Annotated in this window: 24 protein-coding genes; 12 read left to right on the top strand and 12 right to left on the bottom strand. The window is 52.7% G+C overall.

Translation table 11 applies throughout. From position 1 onward, the window contains the following. Positions 1–395 precede the first annotated feature (395 nt). Positions 396–1,859 (top strand): MFS transporter, encoded by a 1,464-nt coding sequence (locus HCZ99_RS19780; protein ID WP_167448758.1) that lies wholly within the window; start codon positions 396–398, stop codon positions 1,857–1,859. Between the two features lie 343 nt (positions 1,860–2,202). Then, positions 2,203–4,395 (top strand): malate synthase G, encoded by a 2,193-nt coding sequence (locus HCZ99_RS19775; RefSeq protein WP_167448757.1) that lies wholly within the window; start codon positions 2,203–2,205, stop codon positions 4,393–4,395. Between the two features lie 125 nt (positions 4,396–4,520). On the opposite strand, the gene HCZ99_RS19770 is transcribed toward HCZ99_RS19775, so the two are convergent. The 5 genes from HCZ99_RS19770 to HCZ99_RS19750 all read right to left on the bottom strand — a co-directional run bounded on the left by HCZ99_RS19770 (position 4,521) and on the right by HCZ99_RS19750 (position 9,971). After that, positions 4,521–5,369, bottom strand: a complete 849-nt coding sequence (locus HCZ99_RS19770; protein WP_167448756.1) for a sugar phosphate isomerase/epimerase family protein — start codon at positions 5,367–5,369, stop codon at positions 4,521–4,523. A 13-nt stretch (positions 5,370–5,382) separates the two neighbouring features. Then, on the bottom strand, positions 5,383–6,375 hold the full coding sequence (locus HCZ99_RS19765; RefSeq protein WP_167448755.1) for an ABC transporter permease: 993 nt from the start codon (positions 6,373–6,375) through the stop codon (positions 5,383–5,385). Beyond that, positions 6,372–7,373 (bottom strand): ABC transporter permease, encoded by a 1,002-nt coding sequence (locus HCZ99_RS19760; protein WP_167448754.1) that lies wholly within the window; start codon positions 7,371–7,373, stop codon positions 6,372–6,374. Before HCZ99_RS19760 ends, HCZ99_RS19765 begins: the two co-directional genes overlap by 4 nt. Then, positions 7,366–8,883 carry a sugar ABC transporter ATP-binding protein gene (locus HCZ99_RS19755; RefSeq protein ID WP_167448753.1) on the bottom strand — a complete coding sequence of 506 codons (1,518 nt, stop codon included), beginning with the start codon at positions 8,881–8,883 and terminating at the stop codon, positions 7,366–7,368. Before HCZ99_RS19755 ends, HCZ99_RS19760 begins: the two co-directional genes overlap by 8 nt. 98 nt (positions 8,884–8,981) lie before the next feature. Then, positions 8,982–9,971 carry an autoinducer 2 ABC transporter substrate-binding protein gene (locus tag HCZ99_RS19750; RefSeq protein ID WP_167448752.1) on the bottom strand — a complete coding sequence of 330 codons (990 nt, stop codon included), beginning with the start codon at positions 9,969–9,971 and terminating at the stop codon, positions 8,982–8,984. Between the two features lie 254 nt (positions 9,972–10,225). Between HCZ99_RS19750 and HCZ99_RS19745 the strand changes: the two genes are divergently transcribed. Then, a complete protein-coding gene (locus tag HCZ99_RS19745) occupies positions 10,226–11,284 on the top strand; it encodes a substrate-binding domain-containing protein (protein WP_167448751.1) in 1,059 nt (352 codons plus the stop codon). Between the two features lie 22 nt (positions 11,285–11,306). Here HCZ99_RS19745 and map read toward each other — a convergent pair whose 3' ends face one another. Continuing rightward, positions 11,307–12,056 (bottom strand): type I methionyl aminopeptidase, encoded by a 750-nt coding sequence (gene map / locus HCZ99_RS19740; RefSeq protein WP_167448750.1) that lies wholly within the window; start codon positions 12,054–12,056, stop codon positions 11,307–11,309. A gap of 272 nt (positions 12,057–12,328) precedes the next feature. Between map and HCZ99_RS19735 the strand changes: the two genes are divergently transcribed. Beyond that, entirely contained in the window at positions 12,329–12,964 is a 636-nt protein-coding gene (locus HCZ99_RS19735; protein ID WP_167448749.1) for a trimeric intracellular cation channel family protein, read from the top strand. 42 nt (positions 12,965–13,006) lie between these two features. Here the strand turns inward: HCZ99_RS19735 and phnF are convergent, their stop codons facing one another. After that, positions 13,007–13,720: a phosphonate metabolism transcriptional regulator PhnF gene (phnF, locus tag HCZ99_RS19730; protein WP_167448748.1), complete on the bottom strand. Its 714-nt coding sequence runs from the start codon at positions 13,718–13,720 to the stop codon at positions 13,007–13,009. A gap of 131 nt (positions 13,721–13,851) precedes the next feature. Here phnF and phnG point away from each other — a divergent pair, with 131 nt between their 5' ends. From phnG to phnN, 8 genes are read left to right on the top strand one after another with little or no spacing between them, the layout of a single operon-like run. Further along, a complete protein-coding gene (gene phnG / locus HCZ99_RS19725; RefSeq protein ID WP_167448747.1) occupies positions 13,852–14,340 on the top strand; it encodes a phosphonate C-P lyase system protein PhnG in 489 nt (162 codons plus the stop codon). Then, a complete protein-coding gene (gene phnH / locus HCZ99_RS19720) occupies positions 14,337–14,945 on the top strand; it encodes a phosphonate C-P lyase system protein PhnH (RefSeq protein ID WP_167448746.1) in 609 nt (202 codons plus the stop codon). Before phnG ends, phnH begins: the two co-directional genes overlap by 4 nt. Positions 14,946–14,947: 2 nt before the next feature. Then, positions 14,948–16,081, top strand: coding sequence for a carbon-phosphorus lyase complex subunit PhnI (locus HCZ99_RS19715; protein WP_167448745.1), 1,134 nt, complete (start codon positions 14,948–14,950; stop codon positions 16,079–16,081). A 5-nt stretch (positions 16,082–16,086) separates the two neighbouring features. Continuing rightward, positions 16,087–17,025, top strand: coding sequence for an alpha-D-ribose 1-methylphosphonate 5-phosphate C-P-lyase PhnJ (locus tag HCZ99_RS19710; protein ID WP_303047871.1), 939 nt, complete (start codon positions 16,087–16,089; stop codon positions 17,023–17,025). Further along, a complete protein-coding gene (gene phnK / locus HCZ99_RS19705; RefSeq protein WP_417805514.1) occupies positions 17,025–17,807 on the top strand; it encodes a phosphonate C-P lyase system protein PhnK in 783 nt (260 codons plus the stop codon). Before HCZ99_RS19710 ends, phnK begins: the two co-directional genes overlap by 1 nt. A gap of 15 nt (positions 17,808–17,822) precedes the next feature. Continuing rightward, positions 17,823–18,527 carry a phosphonate C-P lyase system protein PhnL gene (phnL, locus tag HCZ99_RS19700; protein ID WP_217701534.1) on the top strand — a complete coding sequence of 235 codons (705 nt, stop codon included), beginning with the start codon at positions 17,823–17,825 and terminating at the stop codon, positions 18,525–18,527. After that, positions 18,520–19,662 (top strand): alpha-D-ribose 1-methylphosphonate 5-triphosphate diphosphatase, encoded by a 1,143-nt coding sequence (locus HCZ99_RS19695; protein ID WP_167448744.1) that lies wholly within the window; start codon positions 18,520–18,522, stop codon positions 19,660–19,662. The genes phnL and HCZ99_RS19695 overlap by 8 nt, the downstream gene beginning before the upstream one ends. Further along, complete coding sequence (phnN, locus tag HCZ99_RS19690; protein ID WP_254869773.1) at positions 19,659–20,324, top strand: phosphonate metabolism protein/1,5-bisphosphokinase (PRPP-forming) PhnN; 666 nt, start codon at positions 19,659–19,661, stop codon at positions 20,322–20,324. Before HCZ99_RS19695 ends, phnN begins: the two co-directional genes overlap by 4 nt. A 70-nt stretch (positions 20,325–20,394) precedes the next feature. On the opposite strand, the gene HCZ99_RS19685 is transcribed toward phnN, so the two are convergent. The 5 genes from HCZ99_RS19685 to phnC form a co-directional block, all read right to left on the bottom strand. Continuing rightward, on the bottom strand, positions 20,395–21,093 hold the full coding sequence (locus HCZ99_RS19685) for a DUF1045 domain-containing protein (protein ID WP_167448743.1): 699 nt from the start codon (positions 21,091–21,093) through the stop codon (positions 20,395–20,397). Positions 21,094–21,229: 136 nt separating this feature from the next. Continuing rightward, complete coding sequence (locus tag HCZ99_RS19680; protein WP_167448742.1) at positions 21,230–21,844, bottom strand: chloramphenicol acetyltransferase; 615 nt, start codon at positions 21,842–21,844, stop codon at positions 21,230–21,232. A 36-nt stretch (positions 21,845–21,880) separates the two neighbouring features. Next, the gene (phnE, locus tag HCZ99_RS19675) at positions 21,881–22,693 is read right to left on the bottom strand and encodes a phosphonate ABC transporter, permease protein PhnE (RefSeq protein WP_167448741.1); all 813 of its coding nucleotides are present in this window, start codon (positions 22,691–22,693) and stop codon (positions 21,881–21,883) included. A gap of 69 nt (positions 22,694–22,762) precedes the next feature. Then, positions 22,763–23,779 carry a phosphonate ABC transporter substrate-binding protein gene (gene phnD, locus HCZ99_RS19670; protein WP_167448740.1) on the bottom strand — a complete coding sequence of 339 codons (1,017 nt, stop codon included), beginning with the start codon at positions 23,777–23,779 and terminating at the stop codon, positions 22,763–22,765. A 70-nt stretch (positions 23,780–23,849) separates the two neighbouring features. Further along, positions 23,850–24,695 (bottom strand): phosphonate ABC transporter ATP-binding protein, encoded by an 846-nt coding sequence (gene phnC / locus HCZ99_RS19665; RefSeq protein ID WP_167448739.1) that lies wholly within the window; start codon positions 24,693–24,695, stop codon positions 23,850–23,852. Between the last annotated feature and the right edge of the window lie 237 nt (positions 24,696–24,932).

Here is a 24,932-nt window from a genome sequence, read left to right as displayed (position 1 = left end):
AACTTAAAAGCGCCCCGTTCACTGGTCCGATAAACGCAAAATCCAACCCCGATACGGGGCGGTTTTGGCAAAAATGAACTAATTTCTTCGCCATAGAAAGCATCACGCATGTGAAGGTCAAGGTGCTTATGCGTATTTGCCGCCCCGGCGTGGTGAAATTCTCATTACGTACGGGCTTGTTTTCACATGGCAGTTGTGCAAAACGGACGCTGTTCGCGGCCAAGCTTCGCGCTTAAAGGGTGCAATCGCTTACTGCGGGAACATAACTTACGAGGTGACGTTGAGCTTCTGACACGCTGTTAATCGTTTGAGCTCAATACGTTGTCGTATCTGATAGCGGTCGCACCTTTACTGCAGGCTTACCCCTGCATCACCAGAATATTGTTGAGGACACCATGCCGCGTTCGCCGGTCGCCCTGATTATTGCATTGTCTGCGACGCTTTTTGCCGCCTTTGCGCTAAATAGCGGTTCATCTTTGCAATCATCCCTGTTGGCGCTGCGTGCATCGTCAGAAGGATTCGCACCGGTCTATACCGGTATCATCATGGCGTCCTACTATATCGGTTTTGTCGCCGGGATTGTCTGGGGCGCAAGCCTTGTGAACCGGGTGGGCCACATCCGGACATTTGCGGCACTGGCATCGACCGGGTCGGCGATCACGTTGCTGCATGCGGTGTTTGTTGATCCGATCACATGGGCCGTTTTTCGTGCCATGACGGGTCTTTGTCTTTCGGGTTTGTATCTGGTGGTCGAAAGCTGGCTGAATGAGCAAGCCGACAATACGTCACGTGGCAGCACAATCGCGATCTATATGACCGTATCTTTGGGCGGCCTTGCCATTGGTCAGCTGTTGCTGAACATGTCGCCGATCGGAAGCTTTGAGCTGTTTACCATCGCGTCTGTTTTGCTGTCGCTGTCACTGGTCCCACTGGCCTTAACCCGCCAACCACCGCCCTCAGCTGTTAGTGGCGACCGCATGACGTTCCGTCGTCTATATAAGATTTCCCCACTGGGATTTGTCGCTGCATCCGGGGCGGGTGTTTTGTCCGGGGCCATTTATGGTGTTGGACCCGTTTTTGCCGCCGATCTTGGATTAACCACGCAAAGCGTGGCGTACTTCATGTTCTTTGTCATTCTGGGCGGCATGATCATGCAGTTCCCGATTGGTAAAATATCGGACATTGTACCGCGTCAATACGTGATGATCGTTGTGTTGCTGGGGCTGGTTATTTGCGGTTTGATCCCGCTTGTTCTTCCCAATTTGGTCCGCGACAATCTGACAGTTTGGGGCGGTATTATCGGCGTTTTCATTATGCCGATCTATGGGCTGGCTGTTGCGTATGTGAACGACTACCTCGAACCAGAGGATATCGTACCCGCATCGGGTGGTCTGTTGATTATTTACGGTGGGTCTGCGGCGGCGGGTCCGCTGTTGGGATCAAGTGCGATTGGTCATTTTGGCCCATGGGCATTGCCTTTCATGTTTTCCGTGATTGGTGCCTTGGTTGCTGGATTTGCCATTTACCGTGCCGGTTTTGGTCGCCGTATCTCCATCGAGGAACAAGGTCAGTTCGTTGCTGTACCGCGCACAACCCCTATGGCGTTTGAGCTTTCCCCGATCACCGATGAACTTGTCGAAGACGGTGAAGAAGGCAGCACCGAAACCACACAGCCGGCAGGCTATAACGAGGAAGATTATTTAACACCTGATGGCACCGCACATCCGGATGATTACGGCTATGTCGCGGTCGAAGAGGTTGTCGAAGATCCCGTAACGGATCAGGACGCGGATACGGACGACGACACGGACAAAACGTCCGATGCATCCGAAGAAAAGACAAAACCTGAAACGAAATAAGACTCTATCGCTGGCGTGACATCATCGCGCCAGCGATTTTCGTTTCAGCACTTAATCAAGCCATACCAATACACCAACCAACCGTGGCGGCCGTTGGCAACGGTCTGTCCCATGAGGAAACGCCAGCAACCGTTTGACGGCGAAAGTTACGCAATTATCAGGACTTAGTCAGGCTGTCGGCACATTGGGCTGCCTTCCATAATGCGGAAAACATCCCAAAATAATAAAACCTGCTGTGGACCCACCGTGGTTTCAGACCGTATTGTTATGACTAACGTTATCGCGGGCCTGAGAATTTTTCATGCCGGTTCCCGTGACGGTCCCAAGTCTGGTGAGAGTACACATGACCCAACGCATCCAAAAAGGTGGCCTTCAGATTGCAACGGTTTTGCATGATTTGATTGCCAACGAAGTTATCCCCGGAACCGGTATCAATGCCGACCAGTTCTGGGCGTCGTTTGAAAAACTCGTCACTGAGCTGGGACCACGCAACAAAGCACTTCTGGCAAAACGTGATGAGCTTCAGGCCAAGATCGATGAATGGCACCTGTCGCGTCAGGATCAGGCACGCGACCCTGCGGCCTATAAGAACTTCCTGACCGAGATTCGCTATCTTTTGCCGGAAGGCGATGATTTTTACATCAGCACCACCAATGTTGATCCGGAAATTGCCCGCGTGGCCGGACCGCAGCTTGTTGTGCCGGTGATGAATGCGCGCTACGCGTTGAACGCGGCAAATGCGCGTTGGGGCAGTCTTTATGACGCGCTGTATGGCACTGACGTTATTGACGAGGCCGACGGCAAAGAAAAGACCAAGGAATTTAACCCCAAACGCGGTGCAGCGGTTGTTGCCTATGCGGCAAACTTCCTTGATGAAGCAGCCCCACTTGCCACGGGCAGCCACGCGGACGTCACCAAATACGAAGTGCGTGATGACGGTGCGGGCTGGTGGACATTGGTCATGACCTTGGCCGATGGCAGCGAAAGCGCGCTTGTCCTGCCTTCGCAGTTCCATGGTTACAATGAAAAAGACGGTGTTCTTACGGAAATTCTGCTGCGCAAACACAGCCTGCATATCGAAATCCGTATTGATCCGACCCACCCGATTGGCAAGGAACATGCCGCGGGCGTTTGCGACGTGATCATGGAATCGGCTGTTACAACCATTCAGGACTGCGAAGATTCAGTCGCCGCCGTTGATGCCGAAGACAAAACCCTTGCCTATCGCAATTGGCTTGGCCTGATGAAAGGCACGCTCGAAGAAAAGTTCGAGAAGGATGGCAAAACCATCACCCGTCGCCTTAACCCAGACCGGACTTATCAGGGCTGCGACGGTCATGAGGTTGTCCTGCCTGGGCGTAGCTTGATGTTGGTGCGCAATGTCGGTCACTTGATGACGACCGATGCGGTTCTGGATGCCGATGGCAACGAAGTCCCCGAAGGGTTCCTTGATGCCATGGTGACCAGCCTGATTGCCAAGCATGACGTCGAAGGCAAAAACGAACTGGCCAATTCGCGCCATGGCAGCGTTTATATCGTTAAACCCAAAATGCATGGCCCCGAAGAAGTCGAACTAACCAACGATCTGTTTGCCTTTGTCGAAGAGGCCATTGATCTGCCCGAACATACGCTGAAAGTCGGGATCATGGATGAGGAACGCCGCACAACGGTGAACCTTAAGGAATGTATCCGTGCGGCCAAAGACCGGGTTGTTTTCATTAATACCGGCTTCTTGGACCGGACTGGCGACGAAATCCATACCAGTATGGAAGCCGGCCCGATGGTCCGAAAAGATGCGATGAAAGATCAATACTGGATCGAAGCATACGAAAACGCGAACGTCGATGTTGGACTTCAGTGCGGCATGAAGGGCGTTGCCCAGATTGGCAAAGGCATGTGGGCGAAACCTGATCGCATGGCAGAAATGATGGAGGCCAAAATCGGCCATCCAAAAGCCGGCGCAAAATGCGCATGGGTCCCGTCACCGACCGCGGCCACATTGCATGCCATTCACTATCATCAGGTGGATGTGCGCGCCGTACAGGATGAAATCGGCAAACGCGAACGTGCAAGCCTTGATGATATTCTGTCGATCCCGCGTCTTGGCGACATGAAACCGATGCCCAGCGAAATTCAAGAAGAACTCGACAATAACGCGCAAGGTATCCTTGGCTATGTTGTGCGTTGGATCGACAGCGGCGTTGGCTGTTCAAAGGTGCCAGACATCAATAATGTTGGCCTGATGGAAGACCGTGCGACGCTGCGCATTTCAAGCCAGCATATCGCAAACTGGTTGCACCATGGTCTTTGCACCGAAGAACAGGTTCTGGAAACGCTTAAACGCATGGCCGCTGTTGTCGACAAACAGAATGAAGGCGATCCAACCTATCGGAACATGGCACCGAATTTTGATGACAGCATCGCGTTTGCGGCGGCCTGTGATCTTGTCTTTAAAGGCCGCGAGCAGCCAAACGGCTATACGGAGCCGGTTTTGCATGCCCGCCGCCGCGAAGCCAAGGCCAAATACGGCGCGTAACTCAGCGGTAGCCGTCAAACAAAGCAAAAGCCGCCCAATTGATTTGGGCGGCTTTTTTTATGCAAGGTTGACGCGACCTCAGCCCTATTGGCGGATTGCAAACAGCCTTTCTGATCGGAAAGCTATTAGAGCAATCCGTATTGCTCAGCCTTGTGACGCAGGAACGGCAGGCCATTGCCCATCACTTCTTCCTCGTCTTTTGCGACAGGACGCCATACAGCCAGGCCATAAGCGATTTCTGGCGGCATATTGATGAAGCTTTCCATTGCAAGACCACCTTTGAAGTTGATGGCGGCCAATGCGGCATAGATTTCATTCCATGGGCAGTTGCCATAGCCAGGGGTGCCACGGTCGCTTTCGGACAGGTGGATGTATTTCAGGTGCTCGCCAGCTTCGATAATGCCGTTTGCAGCACCCTTTTCTTCAATATTCATATGATAGGTATCGAGATGGACAAACACGTTGTCGGCGCCGACACGCTCAATCATGTCAACGGCCTGGCTGGCAGTGTTGATCAAATGGTTTTCATAACGGTTGACCGCTTCAACACCCAGTTCGATACCATGTTCTTTGGCCACTTTGGCCGCCGCCTGCAGAACGCGGGCGATGTTGTCATATTCTTTTTCCGTTGGCGGAACACCGGTACGTTCACCGATGCCACCGTAAATCACGCCCGAAAGGGCTTCGGCGCCGATTTCGGCAGTCTTTTTGATCGCAACGGTCAGGTGCTCAATCGCCGCTTCCGGATGAACGGATGCCCATGCCTCCTCCGGCAGGCCTAATGAGCAAACAGCACGCAGATTGTTAGCTTCAAGAAGCTTGCGGCTATGTTCGGCATCAACTGCCGGCGCATTGAGCAATGCGATTTCGATGAAATCCATCTTGTAGTGCGATGCCGCACGGATTGCTCTTTCAGCACCTTCGCGGTCCCAGTTCATGGTCCACATGCTGGTATGCACGCCAAATCCTTGCATTGGCTTTCCTTCCTTATTTTTTATGACTCAAGAATGTGAAGTGTGTGGCGACCCAACGCAGAACCATCACGCCAAGCAACAAAATGCCCCACACGGCTGTCGCCAAATGCTGATTGGCACCGATAAGGTTGAGGCCGGAAGACAGAAGCTGCAGAACAATAAGCGCCACAAAAACGGGGAGAACTTTGCCAAATCCGCCAAAGGGATTTACGCCCCCAAGGAAACAGGCCAGAACCGTGATCAGCAGGTAAGATTCCCCATGTCCAACGCGAACAGAGTTGAAACGCGAAAGCATGATGATCCCAGCGACCGCACACATCGCCCCCGAAAGGGTGTAAACCAGCATCACGACCCGGCGGGTATTGATCCCGGAATAACGCACGGCCTCGATATTCGAACCGATCATATAGGTGTTAAAGCCAAGCTTGGTTTTCTGAAGCACGATGTGCCAAACGGCCACCCCCGCACACAGAACAAGAAGCGGGATCGGAATCCCGATGATGCTTCCATGGCCCAAAGGCTGAACAAAATCGGGGAAGCCTGAAATATCACCACCACGTGTTAGGAATTCACCCAAACCGCGGACAAAGATCATCATCGAAAGCGATACCAAAATCGGATGGGCCTTTGTATAGGCCACGACAACCCCGATGATCAGGCCGCTCAGCGCGCCAACAGCAAGGGCCAAAACGCAACCAAGCGCAAAGGCCTCAGGGCCGGCATCGGCGCCACCGAAATAAAACATCGTCCAAGCCAGTGTCAGCCCAGAGATATTCGCGGTAAACGTCACAGCAAGGTTAAGTCCGCCGGTCAGAACCGGCAGCAACATCGCCAAGCACAGCAAACCAAGTTCTGGCAACTGGAACGCAACGGATCCGAATGTTGCCGAGCTTAAGAAGCGCGGGCTTGCAATGCTGAAAATAACGAGCACTGCAACAAGTGCTGCCAGTGGGCCGGTCATTTCCGGACCAACAAAAGAGCGAAGGCGTTTGATAGCGGTGCTCATTTTGCTTCTCCCTTATTTGCGAAGACGGGAAGAAGGCGTTCAAGCCCAGTGTTGGAAAGCGTGATCGCAGCCAGAATAATGGCACCGATGATCATCTTGAACGCATAGGGAGACACCCCAAGCAGGTTAAGGCCATTTTGCGTCACCGAAATCAGCAACACACCAAGCACGCAACCCAGAACCGTTCCGCGACCACCACCAAGACGCGCACCGCCAAGGACAACGGCGGCAAGCACATCAAGTTCGCGGCCATAAAGGGCGTTTGGAACCACTTCCTGCACGTAATGCGCCTGAACCAAACCAGCGATACCCGACATCAGTCCCAGCCAACCAAACGCAATAAACTGCATGGCGGCGATGTTGATCCCGAAACGACGGGCACCTTCCGGGTTATCGCCAAAGGCAATAATCTGGCGGCCGGTCGTGGTGCGGGTGATCAAAAGCCAGGTCGCCAAAACGCACCCCACCATGATCAAGCTGGGCAGGGTAATTTCAGACCAGCTGCCATTGGCGGCCTGATGTTCAAACAAGATAACCGGCGTAACCAGCCAATCAGGAAGGTCGTAAATCGACACCCCGCCGGTCAAGAACATCAACATGCCGAAATAAATGTTGAATGTCGCAATTGTCACGACAATCGAAATGATCCGGAAATAGTGGATAAAGAAAGCGTTGAAGGCCCCAAACAGGATACCAACACTGCCGGCAATGATAAGACCAATCGCCCAGTTTCCGCCACCAATCGCACCAAGTGCAAGGGCGGTAATATATTGAACCACAGATGCCGCGACGGCGAACGAAATGTCGATCCCGCCCGCAATCAAAACAACCAAAAGCCCGACTGCAAAAATAATATTCACGGCACTGGTATTCAGAAGGTCGAACACATTACCAAGGGTGAGAAACCGGTCGGTTGATAGCGATAGAAAAATTCCTATCAAAAGCAGCACGCCGATCAGGGCGACCTCTGTCGCGTTTGAATTGATCATTTTACGCATAGACAGCCGCCTCTATTTCTTGAAGAGTACATTCGTTGGGAGAAAACCATCCAGCGGCCCGGCCATTGACCATATGCAGCACGCGGTCTGCATTGAAATAGACCTCGGGGACCTCGTCCGAGATCAGAATGATCGCAAGTCCGCTTTCGGCAAGCTTTGCAACGATATCGAAAATCCCTTTACGGGCACCGACATCGACGCCAACAGTTGGCGCATCAAGAATCAAAAGCTTGGGATTGGTGGCCAGCCATTTGGCAATGGCGACCTTTTGTTGGTTCCCGCCAGACAGGGTGGAAATCGCATCTTCTGGAAGACCAATCTTCACGCCAAGGTCACGGCACCATTCCGAAACCACTTCGTTTTTGCGGCGTTCCGACAGGAAAACACCATCGCGAATCCCATCAAGGGAAGCAATCACAAGGTTGTCGGCAATTGATTGCGGCTGCAGCAAACCAAGCGATAGGCGATCCTCTGACAGATACGCAACGCCGGCATCGATTGCTTCGCGATTGTTCGAGAATTTAACACTGGCGCCATCAAGAACGATTTCACCACTGCTTGGTTTACGCATGCCAAACAAGGTTTCCGCCAACTCGGTACGCCCGGCACCAAGAAGCCCGGTAATGCCAACGGTTTCGCCCTGCCCAACGGTAAATGAAATATCGCTAAATTCACCAGCGCGGCTTAGGTTGCGAAGCTCGATCACCGGTTTGACGTCCGGCTTTGGCGTCGCACGGACGACATTGTCAAAGCTTTTGCCGGTCATAAGCTCGGTAATGCGCGACTGGGTCAGATCGGTTGTCGGATAGACACCTTCCAGTTTGCCATCGCGCAAAACCGTCAGCCGGTGCGAAATCTCCAAAACCTCTGCCAAACGGTGGCTGACGAACACGACAGCAACACCCGCATCAGAAAGCATGCGCACAATATCAAGAAGGTAATCTGTTTCTGACTGTGTAAGCGAGGCGGTTGGTTCATCCATGAATACCAGCTTGGCCTCACCGGTCAGGGCGCGCGCGATGGCAACGATTTGTCGCTGGGCAATGGGGAAATCGCGCAGGGGTTTGTCGACATCCATTTCCACGCCAAGGCGCGAAAGGGCTTCCAGCGCGATTTTGCGCATCTTGCTGTAACTGACCAGACGGGGACGACGGCCTAAAACACTTTGAAACGCAATGTTTTCGGCAACCGTCATTTCAGGGAAAAGAGCAAGGTCTTGCCAGATAACCTGAATACCCTCGGCCTGCGCAATCACCGGGGACATTTGCGTGTACGTACGCCCGTCATAGATGATTTCCGCACCCGGCTCTGGCTGGTAAACGCCGGTAATGATCTTAATCAGGGTACTTTTACCGGATCCGTTTTCACCGGCAAGGCAATGAACCTCTCCGGGAAGAACCTCGAAATCGACCTTGTCGAGTGCCTTCACGCCACCGAATGTCTTGCTGATATTTCGCAATGACAATACCGGTGCCGGACCAGACACATTTAAGCTGGCATCTGCCGACATGGATTGACCCATACATTTTAAACGTTAGAAAAATCCAGCCGACCCGGCTTTAAAAATATGCAGGATCGGCTGGCTTCATGAGGGAGGCCTAAGGGACCTTAAAGCCCCATCGCGGCAAGCTTATCCACAGTGGATTTGTTAATCGCGACAAGCTGATCAACGATGATGTTGCGGTTTTCAAAATCTGGATGCACGACACCAAGACCTTCAATGGTCTCACCATCCTCGATTTTTTCGCCCTTCATCAGCTTATCAGCCAAGGTGACAAACACTTCACCCGCCTGTTTCGGGTTCCACATGAACCCGCCTGCAAGTGCGCCACTTTTGATCAGACGACGGCTCTGCCCGGGGGAGCTCGGTCCAACAACAAAGACGTTGCCGATCATGCGGCGTTCCTGAATGGCGCGGCCCGCGCCGATCGGACCTTGGCTACCGAATGCCATAAAGCCCTTAAGATCAGGATGGGCAGACATCAAATCCAATGCCGTGCTGCGGCTTTTATCAACGTCCTCGGCAACGCCATAGCGATCGCCAACCACTTTCATGTCCGGGTAGTTTTCAGTGATATATTCAATCGCGGCATCGGCCCATGCGTTATGCAACGGACCGGTAAGCGAGCCAACGAAAACGGCATATTCACCTTTACCGCCCATTTTCTCGGCCAACAATTTGCCATGTGCTTCACCGAAGCCCTGCGCAGATGCCAGCTCAAAATCCCAGGTCGCGCCCTTTTGGCTCGGGGACTCGTGGGTCAGAACGATAATGTTATTGTCTTTGGCTTTTTGAAGAACCGGTTCAAGAACCTTGGCATCGTTGGGAACAACCCCAATCACCTTGACCCCCTGCGCAATAAGGTCTTCGATCGCACGAACCTGAAGTGCCGGATCAGCACTGGTTGGGCCGATCATGGTCGCATCAACACCAAGCTTCTCGGCTTGTTCGTCGATACCGGCATTCATCGCGTTGAACCACGGAATGCCACCGATTTTAACAACAACACCGACTTTGCCGGAATCGGCTGCAAAGGAAGGTGAGGCAGACGCAATCGTTAGAGATGCAGCAAATGCTGCGGCAAGAAGTTTTTTCATCATATTCCTCCCAGTCAACAGGTGAAAAGCGGGCAAAAAGGCATAATCACCAGCCTTAAGAACGCGATTTCCACAACTTGTAGAAACAAAGGTGCAATGCACCTGATTTCCCGACCCCATCGACATTATTTTTTTGATTTTTATGGATGCACAATCGATATTTCAAAATTGCACAATCGATGGTGCAATCAATATTGGATAGTTTTTTTCTTCCGTCAAGGCTATTCTGGCCGTATACAACCCTAAGAGGTGAAATGAAAAAATCGACGAAGAAAAAAGCAACAATTTATGACCTGTCGGTCCTTTCGGGGTGCTCTGCGTCAACTATAAGTGCTGTCTTGAACGGGACATGGCGCCAACGCAGAATCAGCGAAAGCACGGCAGAACGTATTTTGGGTCTTGCCCGCGACCACAACTACACCACGAACATGCAGGCCCGGGGGCTTAGAAGCTCTCAGTCGGGGCTTGTCGCGCTTTTGCTGCCTGTCCATGACAGCCGGTATTTTTCGTCAATGGCGCAAACATTCGACGCCCGGGTGCGCGAACGCGGCCAATGTCCGATCGTGATCAGCACCTGCCGCGATCCCAAGGAAGAATACCAAACTGTCGAAACGCTGATATCCTATTCCGTCGATACCCTCTTGATTGCCGGCGCGACAGATCCAGACAGCATCCATCGCCTGTGCAAGGAAGCTGGTCTAAAGCACATCAATATTGACCTTCCCGGGCGCAGCGGCCCGTCGGTAATTACCGACAACTATGCCGGTGCCGTCGAACTGACCTGGTCGATCATTAATAGCTTTTCTGATGACGACTCGATTACGCCATCCGACATTTACATGTTTGGTGGACGAGATGATCACAACAGCCGAGAACGCAACAGGGGCTTTCGCGACGTCAAGGACGCGCACTTCAAAACAAAAACCGAAGAAACCATTGTTCCGACAGGATATGCGCCGGGATTCGCGCAAAAAGCGTTTGAGGAGTTCTACGAAACACACGGTAACTTGCCGCGCGGCATTTTTGTCAACTCGTCGATCAACTACGAGGGGTTATTGCGCTTTATGGCCAAGCATCCCCCAGAAACGTTTGAAAATCTGGTTATCGGATGTTTTGACTATGACCCATTCGGGTCGTTTTTGCCGTTCCAGGTAACGATGGTCCGACAGGATGTGGAAAAGATGATCGACCGCGCATTTCAGTTGATTGATGCGGGCGAAATGACGCCGCGCACCTATCTAATCCCACCACAATTTGTGCCGCAAAGAACCGCGCTAACCGGGCCCTTGGATTTGCTAAAGGACGTTCCTTAAAGCGCCAAGATCGCAGACAGCCTTAGCCACCCAGCGTCATAATCTCATAACCCTTATCGGTCACAACCAGTGTGTGCTCGTACTGCACCGTGGCGGCACCGGTATCGGCAAACAAGGTCCAACCGTCTTCGCCCTCTAGCGCCCATTTGGCCCCGCGCGACAGGAACGGTTCAATTGTAATGACCTGTCCTTTTTTCAACGAACGCCGTTCTTTTGGATCATCCCAGGTGGGGATGGTATGTGGATGCTCATGCAGGGATTTGCCAATGCCGTGACTGGCAAGGTTGCCAATCAGACTATAGCCGCCTTTGCGGGCAAAATTTTCAATCTTAAGGCCAATTTCGCGGATCGGCGCCTTATCGCGCACAACATTGATGCCAACCCACATGGCTTTTTTACCGTCTTCGCACAATTTGGCGATTTCCGGCTTTGCTGTGCCGCAAATAAAGCTGGCACCCGTATCTGAAAAATAACCATCAAGCGATGCTGAAACATCAATGTTCACCAGATCACCGTCACAAAGAACCTGATCGCCAGGGATGCCGTGGGCGACTGCTTCATTAACACTGATGCAGGTCGCGCCGGGGAAGTTGTATTCGCTTTCCGGTGCCGAAATCGCCCCAGCATCTTCAAGGACTTTGCGCCCGATATGGTCAAGTTCAGCTGTCGTGATGCCTGGGACAGCAGCAGCCCCCATAACATCGCGTGCACGGGCACAAATGCGACCAATACGGCGCAGATGATCGAGTTCTTTGTCAGATGAGATTGTCATAAGGTGGTTATTGCGGCGCCATGCAATGAAGTCAAGAAAAGCTGCGTCACCCTTAATGAGGGAAAAGGTTAAAGATATCATCCCGCACAACTTGCCCGATCAACAGCATATCGGAGCTTGGGCTCCTCAACGCATATATTCGGAAATCCACAAAATGAGGTTGAGCCCTTATATTTCTGGTTTCGCGTTATAAATTGACAAATTGTGCGTGCTAAAACCGTGATAAAGACGACAGTACAACAGCGACGAAACCGACGACATGATAGGGCGAAATGGATATTACCCAGATTATTTATTGGCTTGAACTTGCGGGTGTTGCGGTTTTTGCAATCACAGGTGCGCTTGAAGCGTCCCGTCGCCAAATGGATGTTGTCGGCTTTGTCCTGATCGCGACCTTTACCGGTATTGGCGGGGGAACGGTACGCGATGTGATTACCGGTGCCACCCCGGTTTTCTGGATCAAAGACCCGGCTTGGGTGATCACCTGTATTGCTGCAGCGATCTTCACATATTTCACCGCACATTTGGTCGAACGTCGCTATGTCGCCCTGATTTGGCTTGATGCACTTGGGCTTGCGCTTTTTGGCGTAACGGGTGCTGCCATTGGGTTAAACCTTGGCGTATCGCCACTGGTTGCGATTATTTTGGGTATGATCACCGCAACATTCGGCGGCATGGTGCGCGATGTGGTGTGTAATGAAATCCCGCTGATCCTGCGCCAAGAGATTTACATCAGTTGTGCGCTTCTGGGTGCCAGCATCTATGTCATCGGCACAGACATCCTTGAGCTCCCGCGCGGGCCAATTGCGATTATCGCGTTTTTTGCCGCCTTTCTACTGCGCGCCAGCGCCATCCGGTTCAAGCTTAGCTTTCCGGTATACAAAGCCCGCCCAGGCCGGGAATACTGATACCTTAAACAACCCGAAGTTACGCAAGATAACCGCAGTTCATTATTCGACAATCAACTGAACCCGATCACTCGAAAAGGCCGTGGTGCCGAATTCTATCGGCACTCCGTCCGCATCGACATCGATGCTTTCGGTCGAAATTACGGGTCGATTTTTGGCCTGCTTAAGCAGACTTGCCACCCGCGATGATGGCAAGGTTGCGGAAATGCGGGTGGTTTTGCGGCTATAATCATCAATGCCAAAGCGCTTGAAGGCCTCGGTCAGGGATTTGGTTTCCTTGAAAATCTCGACAATGCCATCGAAACGGCCGGCTGGCAGATAGCTTGTTGCGACGGCCAAAGGCACACCGTCGGCTTCTGAAACCGAGAAGAGTTCGATCACCCTTGTCCCGGGCTTAAGGTCAAGATACCCAGCAATTGTTGCGTTTGCCTTGATCACCTCAGAAGAGACAAGACGTTTGTCAGGCAGCCGGTGCCGACCGGACACAATCTGGGAAAACCGGGTTTTAGCGCCGAGCGGATAATCAAGGATCTGCTCCTGAACAAACGCCCCCCGACCCTGTTCCACCCGAACCACATTCGTATCGACAAGTGCAGCCATGGCACGCCGTACCGTATGCCGATTCACGCCAAAACGGCGCACCAGTTCCATTTCAGTCGGCATTTTATCACCCGGGGCGAAGACCCCGTCGGCAATATCACTAAGAAGCTGTTTTTCGATTTGCTTCCAAATAGATAGCCCCGGTTCCCAATCCATAATCTTTCCCGTTCACAAAACTTTCACCGCAAGACCTTTGCCAAGATCAATAAATCGGCTTATAACGTAAATATGTATAGACGTCTAGACAAATATTGCATTTGTCGACATCCATAAAAAGGATCAGACATATGACCGCCAAAGCCGCCCCGACCAAGGCAACCGACCACCTCCGAACAGACGATGATGCAATTGCTGCACGCCAACGCTGGATGGGCGTTCTGGCGCGTACCGATCAAGCAACGCTTGAAGCCGAGTGGACCGACAAGTTTGGCGATGTCAGCTGGAAACACCTGCGCGAGCCTCAGATCGGCATGGTCATGGTGCGCAGTCGTGCCGGCGGCGCAGGACAACGATTTAACCTTGGCGAGATGACTGTCACACGTTGTGCTGTTACACTGGCGGACGGAACGGTTGGCCATTCCTATGTCAAGGGACGCGACCGTATTCAGGCGCAATATGCGGCCCTGTTTGACGCCGTAATGCTGCGTGATCAAGCGGCCAGCACTTTCATAGATACCCTCGCAGAAAAACAAGCCACCGCAAAACGCGACCATGCCCGCAAGGTTGCCGCGACCAAAGTCGATTTCTTTACCCTTGTCCGCGGAGAAGACGAATGACCCTAAACGCCCAGACAAGTGATCTGCTGCCCGGCTTTGACCACGCTGCGTTTGATTCAAACGCTGTTTTTCGTGTGCTTTTGGATGCGATGTCACGTCCCGGACGTATTTACGACCTGCCGGTTCATATCACCGCACCAGATGGGTTAAACGCGTCCGCAACCGCGACATTGCTTGCAATGGCGGACATGGACACCACGATATGGTTATCACCCGGTTGTGCGACCAAGGCAGCCACGGCGCATCTGAAATTTCATTGTGGCAGTCCGATAACAACCAACGTCGCGAAGGCTGATTTCGCCGTTGCGCGCTGTGACGAAGACCTGTCCTTTATCACCGAGCTTTCGGTTGGCAATGCCGAATACCCGGATCAATCGGCAACCTTGATTCTGTTGGTTGATGATGTTTCCGAAAGCACAGAAATGATTTGTCGTGGCCCGGGGATCAAGGACACGCACAACCTTGCCGTTGCGGGCCTGACGCCAGCATTTCATGCGTGGCGGGCCGAAAATCATCATTTATTCCCGTGCGGTGTCGATGTGATTTTCGTGACCGACACCAAAATCGCCGCCCTTTCACGCACCACCCGGATTGAGGTCAAGTAACCATGTATGTTGCCGTAAAAGGTGGCGAACGCGCCATCAACAACGCCCACCGGCTTCTGGCAGAACAGCGCCGCGGCGACAAAGACGTCAGCGAAATCCAAACCGATCAGATCGAACAACAATTATCGCTATCCGTGACACGCGTTATGGCCGAAGGATCGCTTTATGATCGCGATTTGGCAGCCCTTGCGATCAAGCAGGCACGCGGCGATTTGATCGAAGCGATTTTCTTGATGCGTGCCTATCGCACGACCTTGCCGCGCTTTGCCTTTTCCAATCCGACCAAAACAGCGGAAATGGATGTTTCGCGCCGCATATCCGCAACGTTCAAAGACCTTCCCGGTGGTCAGATATTGGGCCCAACCTTTGACTACACCCACCGGCTTTTGGATTTCACCCTGATGGCAAATGGTGAAAATCCAGCCGACGCGCCAAGTGCAGAAAATCCGGTAGATGACCATATGCCGCGTGTTTTGGATGATATCCTAAACTATGAAGGGCTTATTCAGGACGAACCAACCCCCGTTGACGAAGACGCCCCAGTTGCCGACTTAACCCGCGAACCGGTCAAATTCCCAGCGGGCCGCGACCTGCGTCTTCAGAACCTGTCGCGCGGTGATGAAGGGTTCATTTTGGCCCTTGGGTACTCCACCCAGCGCGGCTATGCCAACAGCCATGCGTTTGTTGGTGAAATTCGCTATGGCACTGTTTCTGTGGAAATAGAGCCCGAGGAACTCGGTTTCCCCATCGATATTGGCGACATCGAACTGACCGAGTGCGAAACCGTCAACAAGTTCAAGGGATCGAAAACCAAGCTGCCGCAATTTACCCGTGGCTATGGGCTGGTGTTTGGTCAGAACGAACGCAAATCAATTTCGATGGCATTGGTTGACCGGGCCATGCGGGCCGATGAAATGGGCGAACAAATCATGGGCCCGGCCCAAGACAGTGAATTCGTTATGGAGCATAGCGACAATGTCCAATCCACCGGCTTTGTCGAACATATCAAGCTGCCCCATTACGTCGATTTCCAGGGTGAACTTGAACTGGTGCGCCGCATGCGGACCGAAGTCGAAGCCCGCCTTGCCAAGGCAGAAGCCGACAATAGCAATCCCCAAACCGAAGCCGCGGAGTAATCGCCATGGAACAGACTGTAAACCAAATGGACGATACGGCTTCGGCCTATAATTTTGCTTATCTGGACGAGCAAACCAAACGCATGATCCGGCGCGCTCTGCTTAAGGCCGTTGCCATTCCGGGCTATCAAGTCCCGTTTGCCGGGCGCGAAATGCCAATGCCCTATGGTTGGGGCACGGGCGGGGTTCAGGTAACGGCTGCTGTCATTGGCCCCCAAGATACCCTTAAGGTTATTGATCAGGGGGCTGATGACACCACCAATGCGGTATCCATTCGCCAGTTCTTTGCCAAGACCGCCAATGTGGCAACCACCGAAAAAACCGCCGACGCATCGATCATTCAAACCCGTCACCGTATTCCCGAGAGGGAACTGCGCGAAGATCAGATTCTTGTCTATCAGGTGCCTATTCCCGAGCCCCTTCGTTTCCTTGAGCCGCGGGAAACCGAAACCCGGAAAATGCATGCACTGGAAGAATACGGACTGATGCATGTGAAGCTTTACGAAGACATCGCGCGCCATGGACATATCGCGACCACCTATGCCTATCCGGTGATGGTCGATGATCGCTATGTGATGGATCCATCACCAACTCCAAAATTTGACAATCCGAAAATGGATAATATGGCCGCCCTTCAGCTTTTTGGGGCGGGTCGTGAGAAGCGTATTTATGCCCTGCCACCCTATACCAAAGTCCGAAGCCTTGATTTCGAAGACCACCCCTTCGAGGTGCAATCGTGGGACGACGAATGCGGGATGTGCGGTGCGCGCGACAGTTACCTTGATGAAGTCATCCTCGATGACAAGGGCAACCGGATGTTTGTTTGTTCCGACACCGATTATTGCACGGAGCGACAAGAAGCAGGCCATCGCGGCCCACAACATCATGACCAACCGCTTGGCAGCACCAAAAGCAGCCCAAACAGCGAAAAGGCAGCAGAATAATGACCAAGATGAATGATCCGCTTCTGCGTGTTGATAACCTGACCATGATGTATGGCGACCGGGTTGGCTGTAAGGATGTTAGCTTTGACCTGCGGCCCGGTGAAGTCCTTGGTATTGTCGGAGAGTCCGGGTCCGGCAAGTCAACTTTGCTGCGCAGCATTTCCGCACAACAGGAACCGACCAAAGGACGGGTTGAATACCAAACCCGCATCGACGGAACCCGCGATGTTTATGAAATGTCCGAAGCCCAACGACGCTTGTTAATGCGTACAGACTGGGCCTTTGTGCATCAAAACCCACGTGATGGCCTGCGCATGAATGTGAGTGCAGGTGCAAACATTGGCGAACGCCTGATGGCCGTTGGCGATCGCCATTACGGCAATATCCGAAATGCCGCGGATACCTGGCTGGGCAAGGTCGAAATTGCGTCCGAGCGCCTTGACGATTTGCCGTCCACCTTTTCGGGGGGCATGCAGCAACGTCTACAGATCGCCCGCAACCTAGTCACCAGTCCGCGCCTTGTCTTTATGGACGAACCCACGGGTGGTCTGGACGTTTCGGTCCAGGCGCGCTTGCTCGATCTGCTGCGCGGGCTGGTTCACGATCTTAATCTGGCGGTGATCATCGTCACGCACGATCTGGCCGTTGCGCGGCTTTTGTCGCATCGTTTGATGGTGATGCAGCAGGGCAAGGTCATCGAAAGTGGCCTGACGGATCAGGTTCTTGATGATCCGCAGCATGCCTATACACAGCTGCTTGTTTCTTCCATTCTTCAGAACTGATACCGGGGCGAAAAAATGTCTGAAATGCTTCATGCGCAAAACGTCACGAAAAGCTTTACCTTGCACACGCAAGGCAGTGTGACGATCCCGGTTTTTGACGGCGTTAATTTTAGCCTGTCGGCTGGGGAATGCATCGCGCTGACTGGGGAATCCGGGTCAGGAAAAAGCACCTTTATGCGCATGCTTTATGCCAATTACACATGTTCAAGCGGGTCGATTAAGGTCATGCATGATGGCGACTGGATGGATATCACCACCGCCAGTCCGCATGCGATCCTTGATATGCGCAAACGCACGATGGGCTATGTCAGCCAGTTTTTGCGCGTCATCCCGCGTGTCCCCACCCTTGAAATTGTCGCGGAACCTTTGGTGGCGCTTGGCGCATCACGCCCGGACGCCACCGACAAAGCACGCGATCTGTTAACCCGCCTTCGCATTCCCGAACGACTGTGGCAGTTATCCCCGCTGACATTTTCTGGCGGCGAACAACAACGCGTGAACATTGCCCGTGGCTTTATTGCCGATTATCCGGTCATGCTGCTTGATGAACCAACAGCATCATTGGATGCAGACAACCGGGCGACAGTTCTGGCATTGATAGAAGAAGCCAAATCACGTGGTGCGGCAATTGCCGGCATTTTCCACGACCATGAAACCCGCGATGCTGTCTGCACCGGGGCATTTGATGTCACATCGTTTAAAGTTGGGGCCAATGACTGAACAAATTTTTACCAATGCCAAAATCGTTCTAGCCCATGATGTCATTGACGGTGCCGTGCAGATCAAAGACGGGATGATTGCCGATGTCTCAGACCAGGCCTCTCACCTGCCCGGTGCGCAAGACTTGGACGGTGATTACCTGATGCCGGGTCTTGTCGAGCTGCATACTGACAACCTCGATAAACATCTGACACCCCGCCCCAAAACCCGTTGGCCGGCAACGGCGGCCGTTGTTGCCCACGACAACCAAGTTGCCAGTGCCGGCATTACCACGGTGTTTGACGCGGTATCGATTGGCGACGTGAATGAAGGGTCAGAGCGCGTTTTACGACTGGTTGAATCGGTCGAAGCCCTTGGCCATGCGCAAGACAACAACCTTTTGCGCGCAGATCATAAATTGCATCTGCGGTGCGAAACATCGTTTCCGGGCATGATCGATGCGCTTGGCAAGCTGGTTGATATTCCGCTGGTCAAGATGTTGTCGGTAATGGACCATACCCCCGGGCAGCGTCAGTTCGTCAGCTTGGAAGCCTATTACACCTATTATCAGGGTAAATATGGCCTGAATGACGAGGAAATGCGCAAATTCGTCGCGACCCGAAAACGCGATTCTGAGCTTTACTCGGCAAAACACCGCCGCCATGTGGTTGAAACCGCCCACGCCAAGGGCCTTGCCCTGGCCAGTCACGACGATGCCACCACCTCACATGTCGCCGAGGCCGTTAATGATAAAATGACGGTGGCCGAATTCCCGACCACACTAGAGGCCGCCAAAGCATCCCACGAAGCCGGACTTGGTGTGATGATGGGCGGGCCAAATTTGGTGCGCGGCGGGTCCCACAGCGGCAATGTCGCGGCGGGCGATCTGGCCAAGAATGGATATCTTGATATCATTTCCAGCGACTATGTACCGCACAGCTTACTGCACGGGGCGATGAAGCTGTTTGATGATTTTGCCGAATATGATTTACCCGCTGCCATTCGGACAATTTCGCTGAATCCGGCAACGCAAGTGGGCCTGACGGATCGCGGCGAGATTGCCGTTGGCAAACGTGGTGATCTTATTCGCGTTCATCATTCCCCTCATCACCCGATCGTGCGCGGGGTGTGGCGTCAAGGTGTTCGGGTGTCATGACCAAGCCCGCAAATGGGTGCGCCATACCGGATGAAGTTCCTGATGAAATGCCTGACAAAATTCCTGGTAGCGCACCCAAAACCGGATTGCTGATTCTTGTCGTGGGCCCCAGTGGTGTCGGCAAGGACAGCCTTTTGGATGGCGCGCGAGAGCGCCTTGCCACAGCAGAACAATTCTGCTTTCCCCGACGCTGTATCACCCGGCCTGCAGGATCGATTGGCGAAAACCATATTCCCGTGCGGCCAGAAGACTTTCCATCCATGGCCAAACAGGGTGCTTTCTTGCTCAGCTGGCAGGCACATAACCTTTTTTACGGCGTTCCGCGACATGTTCAGGATGATGTCATTCAAGGGAAAACGGTCATCGTCAACGTGTCACGTAGCGTGATTAACGATGCCCGCAGCCTTGTCGGGATGGATCATGTGCGGGTGATTAATATCTGCGCAACGGCCGAAGTCCTGCGTCAACGCCTTGAAGCGCGCGGCCGTGAAGATCGATACGATATTGCGCAACGTCTGGCCCGTGCATCGGCCTATCAGGTTGAAGGACCCAATATCATTGAGCTTCACAATGATGCTGATTTGGAAACCGGGATCCGGCGATTTATTGATGCAGTACAGCACCAACAAGATACAATCCTATCAGAATCCCAGCCCGATTAAACAGCTACTTAAAACCGCCCCGGCAAACATGCTCCCGGAAAAAATGCTGCAGCTTTAACTGCAGCATTTTTTATCCGCGCAGCGCAAATCGCCTTAGCAATCTCAATGGCTTTCCATCTCCCGGATCACCAAAAAGGCAGATATCGTCGACCACGAACGGCGCCTTGCATAAAGGGGCAACAAGCGGTGCAAGCGATGCCTCAAACCGTTCAAGCTGATCAGGATCAAGCTTATTACTCAGTGTCAGATGGAACCGAAATTCATCCATCACATAGGGATAACCCCAGGCAACCAAATAGCTTTCTTGGCGCGCAGTCAAACCAGCTGCACGGCGCTTATTCATCGCCGCCGTATCTTCGGGTTTTCGAAAATCATCAAGGCCCCGCACAAGGGTCCCTGCCAGGTCTTCAAGCGCTGCCACCGGATCGTTCGGCACCAACGCCAGAAAGCGGCTGATCGATTTAAGCACCAGCGGACCGCATGTTACTGGCGCAATATCTGCGCAGAGGTTTTCCACTGCGTCCTCAAGCGCCGCCCGTGTTTGTCCATCTTTTAATGCGAATGGCGGTTTTAACGTTCCGTGCAAGCCATATCGGGTGGGTGATGTGGTCGCCGCAATGATTTCATCCTGATCAAGACCATCAATCATAGGCCGGACCAGTTCAACATCCCGGACCGGGTCGCGACCAAGCCACGCATTGCCAAACAGGCCAAGGTCACTTTGGGCAGACGGGGCATAATAAAGTGCGTAGCGGTGATAGTCGGTCATGAAGACTTTTTAACTCACGGGCTTAAGACAGACAGGCATCTTGAGAAGCCCGTGCCAATTGCGCAACAAAGAAGTGATCCGCCGCGCCCATAAAAAGCGCAGAACCACGGATAGCAGGCTCTGCGCGATAACTCTGTCAAACGGTATCGAATTTCATGCAAAAATCGCGGACCGGAAGGGTGCGAAAATCGTTAAGGTGTTCAGCCAGCATATCGTGGCTCCAATCCCACCAGCGGATCCGCATCAACGCATCAACGATGTCCGCATCAAAGCGAGGCCGCAGCGGCGCGGCTGGGATGCCTGTCACAATCGTATAGGGCGCAACATCCTTGGTCACCACGGCCCCCGATCCGACAACGGCCCCGATCCCGATGGTAACACCACCTTGCACAATGGCCCCATGTCCGATCCAAACATCTTGATCCAGCTTGACCCGCTTTTCACGGCGCCAGTCAAAAAAGGCCGGATCATCATCCCCCAAATCATAAGCACTGGATCGATACTGAAAGTGATGCATGGATGCCCGGTCCATCGGATGCTGGCCGGGATTAATCCGGGTATGGGCGGCGATATTTACGAATTTTCCGATGTCTGAATAGATGATCTCGCTGTCATTGACGACATAGGAATAATCGCCCATCACCGTTTCGCGCACACAGGTGCGTGGTCCAATTTCGGTCCAAGCCCCCAGTTCGCAATCGACAACCACCGCGCTTTCATCAATCGTTGGCTTCTTAGACAATTGCTTCATGGCCGGTTTGCTCTGCGTTACTTTAAAGCCCACTGATCAGGTCACCAATTTACGCAGGCGCTGCGACACAATGTCGAGCAAGCTGACAGAGATGATAATAATGATCATGACGGCGGCGGTTTCTGCGTAATAGAACGCGCGGATATATTCCCACAAAACCATGCCAATGCCGCCCGCACCAACGATGCCAAGAACCGTGGCGGACCGCACGTTGCTTTCAAACCGATATAGCGAGTATGAAATCCAAAGTGGCAACACCTGGGGGATCACCCCAAATATAACTTCCTGCAGGCCATTGGCCCCGGTGGCACGGATACCTTCGACCGGTTCAGGATCAATTGCCTCAACCGCCTCGGAAAATAGTTTTGCCAATACGCCCGTCGTATGAATCCAAAGGGCAAGCACACCGGCGAATGGACCAAGCCCCACCGCGACTACAAACAACATGGCAAAAACCATTTCGTTGATCGCGCGAAAGGAGTCCATCAAACGACGCACCGGCTGATAGACCCAGAACGGTACAATGTTTTCAGAACATAAAATGCCAAACGGGATCGAACACACAATCGCAAGCGCCGTCCCCCAGATCGCGATCTGGATCGTGATCCACATTTCACTGACATAGCTTTTCCACATCATGAAATCCGGCGGGAAAAAGCCATCTGCGAAATCGACCATATTGCCGCTGTTTTCGATCAGGGCCATTGGGCGCATATCCGCCCCTTCCCACGACAATGCCAAAAGACCAAAAATAAAGGCCCAAAGAAGCATACTTCCCATCGACCGTTTCAGGTCACGCGGCGGAAGAACCGGTGCGGCAAGTGATGTCGAAGAAACGCTGCTGTTCATCGTGTTAATCCCGGATGGTAAATGCAAACAGGGAGCCCGCAAAACGCGCGCTCCCTGTCGAAAGGTCGATTATTCGTAAGAAACCAGTATGTCGAGTTCAGCCAGTTTCTTATCGATGAAGGCAATACGTTCTGCTTTGTCGTCAGCAGAAAGTTCCTCGGTGTTCTGGATTTTCAGCTTGTCTTTGAACAGGGCAAGCTGACGGATCGGGTAAAGCTGCGCGTTGGAGCTTTCCATGAATTTACCCATGCCGTCTTGAATACCAGCCAAGACCTTGTTGGCTTCTTCAACATTGCCAATGCGACCATAGCCCAGGAAGAACGCCTTGATTTCAGATTTCAGTTCGCGCGACAGATCCTTACGATAAACCATCGGGTCAGACGGGATCAGCGGCGATGTCCAGATCACTTTGACTTTGTCGGTGATTTCCGGCTTCACCATGTTGGTCCGTGCAAGCTGCTCTGAGTTGTTGGCGGCTGCATCAACCTGTTTGTTGGCGGTCGCCATCAGGTTGGTTTCGTGGTTCGCATTCCGCACGGTTTTAAAGCAATCTTTTGGATCAACACCGTTCTGGGCGAAGACGTAATAAGACGGCACCAAGAAGCCCGAGGTCGAGTTCGGATCACCAATACCAAAGTTCAGCGAACCATCGCATTTCAGCAGATCTTCAAGCGAGTTTAGCTTGTCGTTATCGGCCTGGGTAATGATGTGGGAATAATAGCCGTTGCTGCCATCGCTTTTTGATGTCTGAACGAAAACTTCGCCACCTGCACGATCAACGGCTTCCATTGCGGATTTGTTGCCGAACCACCCAACATGCACTTTACCAAAACGCATGCCTTCGATGATGCCAGCATAATCAGGGGCAAAGAATGCATCGACTTTTTTGCCAAGTGCTTCTTCCATATCGTCGATCATTGGCTGCCACTGAGCTTTCAGGTTTGCGCTCGACTCAGTCGAGATGAAACCAAACACAATGGTATCGGGATCTTTTTCAAGCGGCTTAAAGTCGACGTCGGCTTGTGCTAAGCCCGAAGCAAGCATGCTGGCTGCAAGTGCAACAGACGCAATTGTTTTACGGATCATGGGAAGTCCCCTGTCAGATTTGTTTCGGCATGAATTTAAAAAGGTAAGGCAGTTCACATCAGTGACCCGGCTAGCTCGTCGCCACAGCCAGATCCTTTCTTGCAGCCGGTTCGGCCACGGGCTTTGCCGCGTCATCGGAACCATTTGCAAAAAGCTCGGAAGAATATTCACCGTAAAGTTCTTGTAAGAACGCCGGTGTCAGTTGTGTCGACGGCCCGTCAAACACAACTTCACCATCGCGCATGGCGATGGTGCGTTTGCAATAATCCTTGGCGTAATCAACTTGATGGAGCGATACGATCACGGTCACGTTGTCTTCGCGGTTTACCCGATCAAGCGTATTCATCACCTTGCGCGACGATGCCGGATCAAGGGATGCAATCGGCTCATCCGCAAGAATAAGACGTGCACCTTGGGTAATCGTGCGTGCGATTGCTGCGCGCTGCTGCTGCCCACCTGAAAGATGACGCGCCTTTTTCGTGGCGTGCCCATCAATACCGACACGGGCAAGTGCCCCCATGGCCCGCATGCGTTCGGATTTGGTGAACATACAAAATGATCCGCGCCATGATGGCACACGACCAAGCAAGCCCATCAAAACGTTGGTCAAAACCGTAAGCCGGCTGACAAGATTGAATTGCTGAAAGATCACACCGATATCGGCCCGCACCTTGCGCGCGCCACGGGCGATTTTGCCATTTTCCTGAATGGTTTCGCCAAACACGGCAATCTTGCCGCCATCACGATCCCCGCGCAGCAATCCGGCAATGTGACGAATAAGGGTGGACTTCCCCGAACCGGACGCACCAATCAGTGCAACCATTTCGCCTTCCCGAACTTGCAGCCTGACATCCTTCAGGGCACGCTTGTCACGGGTAAAGCTTTTGTTCAGTCCAGAGATATCTACAACCAGCATCAAACAATCGCCTGCATATGTTTCGCTGGAAGATGAAACTACGCACGAATGGCGACTCTACGGTGACACTGATGTTACAGTTCGATGATTACGCGGGAATAATTCCCCCAACAACAATCAAACTTGTCTATACATCAAATTAAACCGAAACGAAAAATCGTAATATTCATGTTTAAAATTAAAAATACGACATTACGATTTATGAAAAAACATCCCAACTCAGAATAAATGAATACA

It is taken from the genome of Thalassospira lucentensis, from assembly GCF_011806425.1.
GTDB classification, from domain to species: Bacteria; Pseudomonadota; Alphaproteobacteria; order Rhodospirillales; family Thalassospiraceae; genus Thalassospira; species Thalassospira lucentensis_B.
This window is presented reverse-complemented; position numbering and strand designations above follow the sequence as displayed.

Coding starts and splice junctions, on each gene's coding strand:
- HCZ99_RS19685 (WP_167448743.1), bottom strand. CDS start 21,093: ATGACCGACTATCACCGCTACGCACTTTATTATGCCCCGTCTGCCCAA.
- HCZ99_RS19745 (WP_167448751.1), top strand. CDS start 10,226: ATGAAAAAATCGACGAAGAAAAAAGCAACAATTTATGACCTGTCGGTC.
- HCZ99_RS19715 (WP_167448745.1), top strand. CDS start 14,948: ATGTATGTTGCCGTAAAAGGTGGCGAACGCGCCATCAACAACGCCCAC.
- HCZ99_RS19695 (WP_167448744.1), top strand. CDS start 18,520: ATGACTGAACAAATTTTTACCAATGCCAAAATCGTTCTAGCCCATGAT.
- HCZ99_RS19710 (WP_303047871.1), top strand. CDS start 16,087: ATGGAACAGACTGTAAACCAAATGGACGATACGGCTTCGGCCTATAAT.
- phnL (WP_217701534.1), top strand. CDS start 17,823: ATGTCTGAAATGCTTCATGCGCAAAACGTCACGAAAAGCTTTACCTTG.
- HCZ99_RS19735 (WP_167448749.1), top strand. CDS start 12,329: ATGGATATTACCCAGATTATTTATTGGCTTGAACTTGCGGGTGTTGCG.
- HCZ99_RS19770 (WP_167448756.1), bottom strand. CDS start 5,369: ATGCAAGGATTTGGCGTGCATACCAGCATGTGGACCATGAACTGGGAC.
- HCZ99_RS19750 (WP_167448752.1), bottom strand. CDS start 9,971: ATGAAAAAACTTCTTGCCGCAGCATTTGCTGCATCTCTAACGATTGCG.
- HCZ99_RS19765 (WP_167448755.1), bottom strand. CDS start 6,375: ATGAGCACCGCTATCAAACGCCTTCGCTCTTTTGTTGGTCCGGAAATG.
- phnD (WP_167448740.1), bottom strand. CDS start 23,779: ATGATCCGTAAAACAATTGCGTCTGTTGCACTTGCAGCCAGCATGCTT.
- HCZ99_RS19755 (WP_167448753.1), bottom strand. CDS start 8,883: ATGTCGGCAGATGCCAGCTTAAATGTGTCTGGTCCGGCACCGGTATTG.
- map (WP_167448750.1), bottom strand. CDS start 12,056: ATGACAATCTCATCTGACAAAGAACTCGATCATCTGCGCCGTATTGGT.
- phnF (WP_167448748.1), bottom strand. CDS start 13,720: ATGGATTGGGAACCGGGGCTATCTATTTGGAAGCAAATCGAAAAACAG.
- phnK (WP_417805514.1), top strand. CDS start 17,025: ATGACCAAGATGAATGATCCGCTTCTGCGTGTTGATAACCTGACCATG.
- HCZ99_RS19780 (WP_167448758.1), top strand. CDS start 396: ATGCCGCGTTCGCCGGTCGCCCTGATTATTGCATTGTCTGCGACGCTT.
- HCZ99_RS19775 (WP_167448757.1), top strand. CDS start 2,203: ATGACCCAACGCATCCAAAAAGGTGGCCTTCAGATTGCAACGGTTTTG.
- phnC (WP_167448739.1), bottom strand. CDS start 24,695: ATGCTGGTTGTAGATATCTCTGGACTGAACAAAAGCTTTACCCGTGAC.
- HCZ99_RS19680 (WP_167448742.1), bottom strand. CDS start 21,844: ATGAAGCAATTGTCTAAGAAGCCAACGATTGATGAAAGCGCGGTGGTT.
- phnN (WP_254869773.1), top strand. CDS start 19,659: ATGACCAAGCCCGCAAATGGGTGCGCCATACCGGATGAAGTTCCTGAT.
- HCZ99_RS19760 (WP_167448754.1), bottom strand. CDS start 7,373: ATGCGTAAAATGATCAATTCAAACGCGACAGAGGTCGCCCTGATCGGC.
- phnE (WP_167448741.1), bottom strand. CDS start 22,693: ATGAACAGCAGCGTTTCTTCGACATCACTTGCCGCACCGGTTCTTCCG.
- phnG (WP_167448747.1), top strand. CDS start 13,852: ATGACCGCCAAAGCCGCCCCGACCAAGGCAACCGACCACCTCCGAACA.
- phnH (WP_167448746.1), top strand. CDS start 14,337: ATGACCCTAAACGCCCAGACAAGTGATCTGCTGCCCGGCTTTGACCAC.